Raw genomic sequence first — 8,490 nt, forward strand, 5'->3', positions numbered from 1 at the left:
CTGGGGTTTTATTCGCGTGCAAACCGCCTGCTGTCACCGCCAAACCACTTCGCGTGCTGATTTGCTGGAAGGCGTTCTGTGCGGTCCCGAGCGTAGCTTGCGCGGTCCCGTGACGTCTAGCACCATCACCGCACAGGTCCCGGCAGGTCCTATTTTTCAGCGCGCTTTTGGAGCGAAGCGAGTGGGGTGCTGTTACACCCCCACTTTGGTATGGTTTTCCATACTTTCCAACCTTCACGCGACCTGCTTTTTCTATCTAAGGGCTTCTTGCTCGTATCCGAAAAGCACACCTTTCAAGGCGATTTTGGCTTGATTTCGGATATCTACAGGCAGAGCCTCAAATCGCCTCAGAATAGGCAACATGTCTTGAGATACGACCATCTCCGAAGGCTCTAGCAGCAGTTCATCTGTGGTTGTTCCCAGTACCTGGGCAAGGCTTACCACCTTGTCAGCTGATGGGATTCCGCGGCCTGCCTCGTAGGAGGTATAGCTCGACTTGCTAATCCCCGCAGCCTCCCAAACGGCCTGCTGGGTCAGGCCTTTGGCCTCCCGATACCGTCTCAGATTTGTTCCGATGGTCATGGCTCTGTTGCCTGCGTGGTTGCTCATGTCTTCCATCGTATTAACTGGCTGTCCATACAGTACCTATATATCGGTACATTTCTGCTTGCATTTGAGTATTGGAGAGTCTCATAATCCTGCCACTTCTGTATCGGAATACAGATATTGACAGGATTTCACATGTTCATCGATTGGCTGACGATTTCGCAGGAGCACGACCATGACCTACCGGTCGTGTGCGGCATCTTCACCTTGACGATAGACGCGAACACCAATGAGGTTCTGAGCACCCGTCAGCCACGTTTCAAACACGAAGCTAGTTTTTCGACTTCGGTCACTGTTCACGTTCAGGGCCGGAAAGTTCGCGTTGAAGGAAATCCCAGCCGGGTAGGGCGGCTAGATAACCTGTTTGGCTTTGCCTCTATCGAGCAATGCGTGTCGGTGTACAACGCGTTGTTGCGTGAGTACGGGCTTCCTGGGTTCACCCGCTGTACTCGCCTTGATATTCGTCAGGGTGAATCCGGTGCGAAGTCGGGCGACCGTATCGCCGATGGGGCAAAGATTGAACGGATTGACCTGACCACCAATGTTTCGTTGGGGGAGGGCAACGTTCTTGCTTATCTGCGCGGTGTTTCCAGTCAGCGAATCGGGCACTCCATCGGTTTCTTGTACCCCAACGGGCGCACTGTTGCTTGGACACCGAAAGGCAATGGCAAAGGCGGTCGTCTCCAGTATCGAAAGGCGTACGACAAGGCCTTTGAAATGGATCAGAACTGTCTTCCAAAGATAAAGCGTGTCTTTGGCGAAGAATCAGAAGAATACAAATATGTTCAGCGGGTTAAAAACTACTGCGCAAAAGAAGGCGTAGTCCGCATGGAACAAGAGCTTAAAAGCGAATATTTACAGCGTGAAGCCCTTTGCTATTGGGGCCTATTTGATGAAAGGCGTCTGGCCGAACTCCACAGCGAGTTTCTTAAGATAGATGAAAAGTTAAAGGTGACAGCCATGGATATTGTGAGCATTGCTGAACAGTTGGTTGCTGAGGGTGTTTGCGACACCGTACGTTCTGCTCGTACCACGGCTAGTTATGCTCTTGAGTGGATGTCTGGAACATCTAACATCGACTTTTCAAAGTCTCAAGTTAAAGGCCATGCCGCCAAGCTTAATCGCATCGGTATCAACATCCGTAACGCCTGCGATACCAGCCGTTTTGCTCCTGTGTTCGTCCGGCAGTGTCGCGAAGTGACAAAAAGCACCTTGGCTATGCCGACGTGGTACCAGCGCCCTAATCACCTTCAGCAGGTCGCAGCTTGAAAACCGTCAGTTTTCAGGGCGACCAGTTAACACCTGGGCAACGTCGAAACCTTGAGTTTCAGCAGCGTTCCAGGCAGTTATTTCTGAAGTCGGTACTTCAGGAACAGGTGCAAGAAACACTTAAGGCTGTAGAAGCCTTGAAGGAGCAGGGCGCTAAGCCTGAGCGTCTTTGGTTTGTAGAACGACAAGAAACGGGCACAACCTGCGTTGCTGAATGGATGGGTTTCTGATGGATAAGGAACAGTTTCAGATCTTACGTTGGAACGTTGAAGCAAATATTCGTAAACACATCGCGGATGAGTTGCTAGTAAACAGCATCGCAAACGATGTCATGCGAACGGTACTGGCTGAATTTTCGAATCAGGCGACCGCTCGGCAACATCATAAGCGTCAATTTCTAACCTTCAGGCGTAACCCTGAAGCCACTGCGCCCAGTTGGGCATTCCGTAAGCCCGGCACTGTTCCAGGCTTTCCAACACTGAGATAAGGGCATCACCATGTCTAACACTATTGTGGTTGAAATCACAGGCAATTTCCGTAGCGGCACAGCTGCCAAATCTGGCAAGCCCTATTGCATGTTCGAAGCGTACGCCCATCTGCCGAACATTCCGTATCCGCAGAAATGCACTTTTTATGCGGAAACCCCTCAGCAAGTGCCTCAGCCTGGGAAATATGAGTGTGATGTTATCGCTCAAGTACGTGATGACCGGCTTATGTTTGAAGTCGATCCTCGTCAAGGCCGCCGTGTAAGCACGGGTGCTTCACAAGTAGGTGCTGTTAAGAGTGCCTAAGGGTTAAACCTTAATGTCTGATTTTGTTCGCTGCACTGGCGAGCTAAAAACTGAGGGTGGTTTTCCTCAGTGTTCGGGGTCTTGGGAGGCTGTTCAAGTTCAACCTCCTTTTGATCCATCCCAGCTAGATCCAATTATCTTGGGTCAAGCATTCGGCGCCGGATTTACCTTGGTAGCAACCTTCATGGTTTTTTCCATGGGTATTCGTGCGTTTTTAAACTTCATTAAAAATAGTTGAGGCTTCCATGCTTAAAAAAATCGGTAAAAAAAGCGTCGCTGCTGTTTTCTTCACCGCCGCAATTTCGGCTAATGCGTTTGCAGCTGGTTCGACCTGGGATTACTCGACGCTGACCTCCAGCGTTGATTTTTCCACGATCAGTGTTGGTGTTCTGGCTGTAGCGGCGTTGCTCGCTGCTGTTTATGCCGGTATTAAAGGCGCGAAAATCGTTCTCGCTTTTTTTGCTTAACAAAGGGCTCTTCGTGAGCCCTTTTTTTTACCAAATCACTAGGATTCTATTATGCGTCGCTATTATAGACTTACCCGTTTTGGTAGGAGTCGTTTTGCCCATCTTCGCATTAAGGAAATTGTACTTAATGCTTCTTTGGTTTCATTGTTAATTGGAACTCTTTTTGGATTTGCTTTATTTATTTCCTTGGATTCTTTTATTTCTTATTTGCTTAGGGTTTATTCCTAATGGACCAACTCTATTACTTCGCAATGTTCGTCATTGGCTCAAGTTGCGCTTTCGCCGTTTTTTGGGGTTGGTGATATGAAAAGGTTTCTTTCTTTATTCGCAATTTTTTGCTGTTTTTTTACTTTCTTGCACGATGACGCTTACGCAGGCACACTGAAATACAGCTGCTTTGCACTTGGCCAAGAAAGTTTGTGTAGCACTCAGGGTTATGTTTATAACACGCCCGAGGAGGCTGCCAGTGATGTAATCAACTCCTTAAATCAATTTCTCATCAAAACCTGGGGCGCTAAATTTCGATCTTTTACATCTGGAGGGGCTCAGTGCTCTCATGCGCAGTCTCCACATTATGCTTTTTCGTGTCCGTTTACTTATCGATTTAGATACACTGATGATAGTGGAGCGGTTGTTGATAGTGGTTTCGTCGTCTGGAACGCCGTTGTTTATGTTCAACATAATTGTGAGCCAACAACCGTATTAAAGGGGACGGTCGGTGCTGTTATTACCTCTGACACCGATGGCAAACGCTATGTTCTTTCGCAAAGCCCTGGTGAAACGGTTTGTGCCACCTCCTGCAATTATTCCGTAAAGTCTACAGACAAATGTTATTTAACCATCGGCTCTGAGACTGAGGGTTTTTGTAACTATGCTTACAGCATTAAACTTGATAATGGTCTTGAGTCCTCTTGCACTACTGATCCCACTCTTAAGCTTGGTGAAGTAGGTGACGAACTTAGTGATAAATGTCCAGAAGGTTTTGAATTCGCTAATGGCAGCAAACAGTGCACGCCAATCCCTTGCCCTGAAGGTTATGAACGGCTAGATGGCAGCCAAACTTGTACTGCGATTCCTCAACAACCTGGTGGTGGAACTGGCGGCGGCACTGGCGGTGATGGTGGTACAGGCGGCACTGGCGGTGGTACTGGAGGTGGCACTGGCGGCGGCACTGGTGGTGGTACAGGCGGCGGCACTGGCGGTGATGGCGGTACGGGCGGTGGCACTGGCGGTGATGGCGGTACAGGCGGTGGCACTGGCGGTGATGGCGGTACAGGCGGTGGCACTGGCGGTGATGGTGGTACAGGCGGCGGCACTGGCGGTGATGGTGGTACGGGCGGTGGCACTGGCGGTGATGGTGGTACAGGCGGTGGCACTGGTGGTGATGGTGGTACAGGCGGCGGCACTGGCGGTGATGGTGGTACAGGCGGTGATGAGACTTTTACATCACCTGGTCCTCTTAACTTGTCGGCCTCAGTTGCCGGCCGTGGTGACCAAGCTAAATCGCAAGTTATGGATATGAAACAAAAAATGGTTTCGTCTAGCACTTTCACAGCCGCAAAATCAGCTTTCAGCGGATCTTCACATGCTTCAGCTATTTGCCCTGTCGGCTCAGTCACGTTGTTTGCAAAGGAAATTGTTTTTGATAGTCACTGCAAATTATTCGGCCTTATAGCTCCTATTTTGAAAGCAGTTTTCATCGCTATTTGGTCTTTCCTTGCCGTTCGTATCGTTCTGACTGCTTGAGGTGACGTATGTTGTCTGCACTTGCATCGTGGTTTAAATCAATTTTCGAGCAGATTGCGACTTGGATAATCGACGTCATTTTCATGGTGTTCGGTTGGATGTGGGATGCGCTAATGTTTCTGCTCGACTCACTTGGCCTGGCCGACCAAATCCGAACGTCTGCAACTGCTTTTGACGGTATCCCTGATTCCGTGTGGTATTTCATGAACTTGTTCCAAATTCAGTTCGGCTTGGGTTTGGTGCTTGTGGCTTACCTCATTCGGTTCATGATTCGTCGTATCCCGGTGATTGGGTAATGGCCGTCATTGCTTATGTTGGCAAGCCTGGGGCTGGAAAGACAAATAGTGTCGTTGAGCGCGTTGTTATTCCATCGCTTAAACAGGGTCGCCATGTTGTTACCAACATTCCGTTAAATGTTGACGATTTGCTTGCTGATTTTGGTGGGACTATTACGCAACTCCCCGAAGATTGGTATCAACTGCCTGATTTGGCAGAATTCGTTAAGAACGGTTGCGTTCTTATTCTCGATGAGGTTTGGCGTAGATGGCCCAATGGACAGAGAGCAAACCAAGCTATTGAATGGGATAAATCACTTTTAACAGAACATCGACATATGGTTGATGAAAAAAACAATGCTATGCGAATTATCATGGTCACTCAGGATCTTTCTCAGATTGCTAGCCATGCCAGGACGCTAATTGACACCACTTTTCGAATTGTTAAGCTTTCTAAGACCCTTTACCGGGTTGATGCTTATTCTGGTGTTGTAACTGGTGATAGCCCACCAGTTTCAAAAAGAATCCGACAGTATCCGGGCATATTCAATAAAGTCACTCAGGGTTATTATAAGTCCGCTACCAAATCCGCTACTGGTGCTGTTGGTGATGAATCTGTGGCCGACAAAAGCGCGTCTTTTTTGCGCTCTTATGGTTTGTGGTCGTTAATCGCTATTGTTGTGATTTGCTTGCTTATTGGTGTTCTCGGGATTAAGAGTTTCTTTAATAAGCCAGTTACCCAAGCACATCCTGACTCTGTTCAGCCAAAAATTGTAAATCAGACTCCTGCGCCTAAACCGACTCCTGTTGCTCCACCTGTTATTTACTCTGAGTCTTGGAGGTTGAGCGGGTTTGTTCACGCTTCCGAGCCAGATCCCAATTCTAAACGTGATTCTTCTATCGCTGTGTTGGTCGATAATTCAGGGCATACCCGCTATATATCATTTTCCAATTGCCGTTTTTTCGCTGATTTCAAAGAGGCGTATTGCGACGTCGATGGTGAGCGTGTCACCACCTGGACAACACAAAAATCCTCATTTGCTATGCCTCCTATTATTGGGGGCTTAGGCGGTGGGGCAGCTCAGCGTAGCGCAAGCAGCCCATCCGGCTAAGCCAACCTTTATCTAGGTGAATTTATGAAGACTTTGTGGTCATTCTTATTCTCTGTTTTTCTTTTATTTTCTTCTTTTGTATATGCTGATGCTGAAAAAATGAATTTTGATTTTGATGCTATTCCATCAAAAACCGCCTTGCAGCTTATTGCTGACTTTGCTCGTCTTAACTTGATTGGTGCGGATGATATTGACGGCACTATCACAATGCGAATGAAGTCTGTAACTTGGGAGGACGCATTAAGATATGTCGTAAAAACGAAGGGGCTTTACTCACAAATCGAGGGTGATGTTCTTTATGTGTCCAAAGATAAAAATTATTTTATTCCTTTGGATTCGCCACTGCCCAAGACTGACGACAATAAAAATACTATTTTCAAAATTAAGCACATGCTTGCTTCTGAGGCTATTTCAGGATTTCCGACTTTTTCAAAAGAGTTTAATCAAGAATCTCTTGCTGTAAATGATGCCGCTGGCATTGTGGTGGCTCGTCTTTCTCCATCCCGGCTCGAAGAGCTGGCCTCCTATTTACGTGCTGTAGATTTCCCTCGGGCTCAGTTGATGATTGAAGCGCGTATTGTTGAGGTGGATCGATCTTTTTCCAAACAGCTTGGCGTTAACTGGTCTGGAACCATCAAAGCCGGAAACTTTGTCGGTAAAACTGCCGGTGCCTTTGTTGATGTCGGTTCTTTGCCTGTTAGTGGTGGTATTGGCTTTGTCTCCAGCTCAGCGATGCTCGATCTGGAGTTAGCAGCGATGGAGAAGGGTGGTTACGGAAAAGTAATTGATCGCCCAAATGTCTTTGCTCGGGATAAACAACCAGCTAGGTTTGTAAAAGGCTCTGAGGTTCCTTATCAGCAGACTGCGGGGCAGGGGGCTACTTCTACCTCATTTAAGGAGGCTGCGCTTTCTCTCGATGTGACGCCGTATATCGATGACGCTGGTGTAAGACTCGACATCAAGCTGTCCAAGGATGAGCCTGATTTTGCCAACGCGCTCAATGGTGTTCCACCTATTAAAACCGTCAACGTATCCTCAAATGTCCGCGTAAAACTCGGCGACACCGTTGCGCTTGGTGGTGTGTATACGACCGTTGAGGCAACCCAGGAGCATCGCGTTCCTGGTCTTGCATCGATCCCATTTCTAGGCGGAATTTTCCGTTATGAATCGCAATCGACTTCGACAGCGGAGCTGATTCTTTTCATTACTCCAACCTTGGTGCCATCTGTAGATGTCGCTCAGGTCAGATAATTTTGAGAAATTCAAAGCGTTTTAATATAACTAAACTAAACTGGCATTTAGTTTAGTTATAATCAAATCATCTAGCGCATTCAAATTTGAATGGTGTATTCACCATTTCTGTCTCTTTTTCGTACAGAAGAGATCATGCCAGGTGCTATGGCGTGTTTATAAAAGTACCAGTCGGGATCTTTAATCGCACCGGAGTATTGCAGTTTTAGAACCTCCTGATCGATTTTCCTATTCTCTTTATACTCGGAGCCCAGTGGATAGCGTCCCGTGACGATAGCCGTCGCTTTTAAAAGATTCTTTGGAGTGCCAGCCGGAAAAAGTGGACGAACAATGTCGATAAAACAGTCGAAGTCGATGAGGTTTGGATCCTCCGGGTCAATATCGATCTCAATGACGACTTCGGTTTGATCAAATAGCTGCACGGTTCGCTTGGGTGCGACCCCAGTGACGAATGACGGAAGACGCTTGGACATTTCCTCAAACTCAGGATCGTCACCTTCAATCAGTAGTTGCCCGGTGATCAATCCATGTTTAGCTGGGTTCAGCACGGACGTGAGGGATACCATGGGAGGCGGATTCTTTTGATAGAAAGGTACGATGCCTTTGAGAATGCCGCTCTGACGAATAGAGTCGACAGCAGCCAACCGGGTGAAATGATAAAACCGCACGCGCACCTCAATCACTTTGAATTCAAAGGCTTGAGACTATCACGAGCTGAATGGATCATCAGCGTCTTGATAACCGAGCAACCGAGGCTCGTCTTCGGTGAGCTACGGGTAGCTCACACGTGATCGCTAGCGTTCAAATCTGAGCGTTAACGATCAGCACCAAATGAACGAGGGTTCGTTCATGCCTGATCGGATATCTGCCAGCAGATGAAGGATATCGCTCAGGCTTGTGCGATAAGCCGCGCGTCAGGCTTCAAATCTGACCACCAGACGCTCCCGCGTCTGTATAGGAAGGTTCGCATAAT

General features: G+C 47.9%; 13 protein-coding genes. 11 read left to right on the forward strand and 2 right to left on the reverse strand.

Going from position 1 to position 8,490, the window contains the following annotated elements; all coding sequences use genetic code 11:
* Nucleotides 1-252: 252 nt before the first annotated feature.
* Entirely contained in the window at nt 253-609 is a 357-nt protein-coding gene (locus tag EYC95_RS29700; protein ID WP_256657021.1) for a helix-turn-helix domain-containing protein, read from the reverse strand.
* 132 nt (nt 610-741) lie between these two features.
* Here EYC95_RS29700 and EYC95_RS29705 point away from each other — a divergent pair, with 132 nt between their 5' ends.
* The 11 genes from EYC95_RS29705 (at nt 742) to EYC95_RS29750 (ending at nt 7,517) form a co-directional block, all read left to right on the forward strand.
* Entirely contained in the window at nt 742-1,875 is a 1,134-nt protein-coding gene (locus tag EYC95_RS29705; RefSeq protein WP_131063495.1) for a phage/plasmid replication protein, read from the forward strand.
* Nucleotides 1,872-2,105 carry a hypothetical protein gene (locus tag EYC95_RS29710; RefSeq protein ID WP_131063496.1) on the forward strand — a complete coding sequence of 78 codons (234 nt, stop codon included), beginning with the start codon at nt 1,872-1,874 and terminating at the stop codon, nt 2,103-2,105. Before EYC95_RS29705 ends, EYC95_RS29710 begins: the two co-directional genes overlap by 4 nt.
* Nucleotides 2,105-2,362, forward strand: a complete 258-nt coding sequence (locus EYC95_RS29715) for a hypothetical protein (RefSeq protein ID WP_131063497.1) — start codon at nt 2,105-2,107, stop codon at nt 2,360-2,362. The genes EYC95_RS29710 and EYC95_RS29715 overlap by 1 nt, the downstream gene beginning before the upstream one ends.
* 10 nt (nt 2,363-2,372) lie before the next feature.
* Nucleotides 2,373-2,666, forward strand: coding sequence for a propanediol utilization protein (locus EYC95_RS29720; RefSeq protein ID WP_131063498.1), 294 nt, complete (start codon nt 2,373-2,375; stop codon nt 2,664-2,666).
* A gap of 13 nt (nt 2,667-2,679) precedes the next feature.
* Nucleotides 2,680-2,904, forward strand: coding sequence for a hypothetical protein (locus EYC95_RS29725; RefSeq protein ID WP_131063499.1), 225 nt, complete (start codon nt 2,680-2,682; stop codon nt 2,902-2,904).
* Between the two features lie 7 nt (nt 2,905-2,911).
* Nucleotides 2,912-3,133, forward strand: a complete 222-nt coding sequence (locus EYC95_RS29730) for a hypothetical protein (protein ID WP_131063500.1) — start codon at nt 2,912-2,914, stop codon at nt 3,131-3,133.
* A 1,048-nt stretch (nt 3,134-4,181) separates the two neighbouring features.
* Nucleotides 4,182-4,655, forward strand: a complete 474-nt coding sequence (locus EYC95_RS29735; RefSeq protein ID WP_165557534.1) for a hypothetical protein — start codon at nt 4,182-4,184, stop codon at nt 4,653-4,655.
* Nucleotides 4,646-4,879 (forward strand): hypothetical protein, encoded by a 234-nt coding sequence (locus tag EYC95_RS30280; protein WP_165557535.1) that lies wholly within the window; start codon nt 4,646-4,648, stop codon nt 4,877-4,879. Before EYC95_RS29735 ends, EYC95_RS30280 begins: the two co-directional genes overlap by 10 nt.
* An 8-nt stretch (nt 4,880-4,887) precedes the next feature.
* Nucleotides 4,888-5,175, forward strand: a complete 288-nt coding sequence (locus tag EYC95_RS29740) for a DUF2523 family protein (protein WP_131063501.1) — start codon at nt 4,888-4,890, stop codon at nt 5,173-5,175.
* Nucleotides 5,175-6,266: a zonular occludens toxin domain-containing protein gene (locus EYC95_RS29745; RefSeq protein ID WP_131063502.1), complete on the forward strand. Its 1,092-nt coding sequence runs from the start codon at nt 5,175-5,177 to the stop codon at nt 6,264-6,266. The genes EYC95_RS29740 and EYC95_RS29745 overlap by 1 nt, the downstream gene beginning before the upstream one ends.
* Nucleotides 6,267-6,290: 24 nt before the next feature.
* Entirely contained in the window at nt 6,291-7,517 is a 1,227-nt protein-coding gene (locus EYC95_RS29750) for a hypothetical protein (protein ID WP_131063503.1), read from the forward strand.
* 80 nt (nt 7,518-7,597) lie between these two features.
* Here EYC95_RS29750 and EYC95_RS29755 read toward each other — a convergent pair whose 3' ends face one another.
* Entirely contained in the window at nt 7,598-8,200 is a 603-nt protein-coding gene (locus tag EYC95_RS29755; protein WP_131063504.1) for a hypothetical protein, read from the reverse strand.
* Nucleotides 8,201-8,490 lie beyond the last annotated feature (290 nt).

Source organism: Pseudomonas sp. BGI-2, assembly GCF_004310295.1.
In the GTDB taxonomy this organism is placed as follows: Bacteria; Pseudomonadota; Gammaproteobacteria; order Pseudomonadales; family Pseudomonadaceae; genus Aquipseudomonas.

Excerpts from the sequence above, each read along its gene's own strand:
- EYC95_RS29735 (WP_165557534.1), top strand. The coding sequence starts at position 4,182 with ATGGCAGCCAAACTTGTACTGCGATTCCTCAACAACCTGGTGGTGGAA.
- EYC95_RS29745 (WP_131063502.1), top strand. The coding sequence starts at position 5,175 with ATGGCCGTCATTGCTTATGTTGGCAAGCCTGGGGCTGGAAAGACAAAT.
- EYC95_RS29725 (WP_131063499.1), top strand. The coding sequence starts at position 2,680 with ATGTCTGATTTTGTTCGCTGCACTGGCGAGCTAAAAACTGAGGGTGGT.
- EYC95_RS29700 (WP_256657021.1), bottom strand. The coding sequence starts at position 609 with ATGAGCAACCACGCAGGCAACAGAGCCATGACCATCGGAACAAATCTG.
- EYC95_RS29720 (WP_131063498.1), top strand. The coding sequence starts at position 2,373 with ATGTCTAACACTATTGTGGTTGAAATCACAGGCAATTTCCGTAGCGGC.
- EYC95_RS29705 (WP_131063495.1), top strand. The coding sequence starts at position 742 with ATGTTCATCGATTGGCTGACGATTTCGCAGGAGCACGACCATGACCTA.
- EYC95_RS29750 (WP_131063503.1), top strand. The coding sequence starts at position 6,291 with ATGAAGACTTTGTGGTCATTCTTATTCTCTGTTTTTCTTTTATTTTCT.
- EYC95_RS29740 (WP_131063501.1), top strand. The coding sequence starts at position 4,888 with ATGTTGTCTGCACTTGCATCGTGGTTTAAATCAATTTTCGAGCAGATT.
- EYC95_RS29730 (WP_131063500.1), top strand. The coding sequence starts at position 2,912 with ATGCTTAAAAAAATCGGTAAAAAAAGCGTCGCTGCTGTTTTCTTCACC.
- EYC95_RS30280 (WP_165557535.1), top strand. The coding sequence starts at position 4,646 with ATGGATATGAAACAAAAAATGGTTTCGTCTAGCACTTTCACAGCCGCA.
- EYC95_RS29715 (WP_131063497.1), top strand. The coding sequence starts at position 2,105 with ATGGATAAGGAACAGTTTCAGATCTTACGTTGGAACGTTGAAGCAAAT.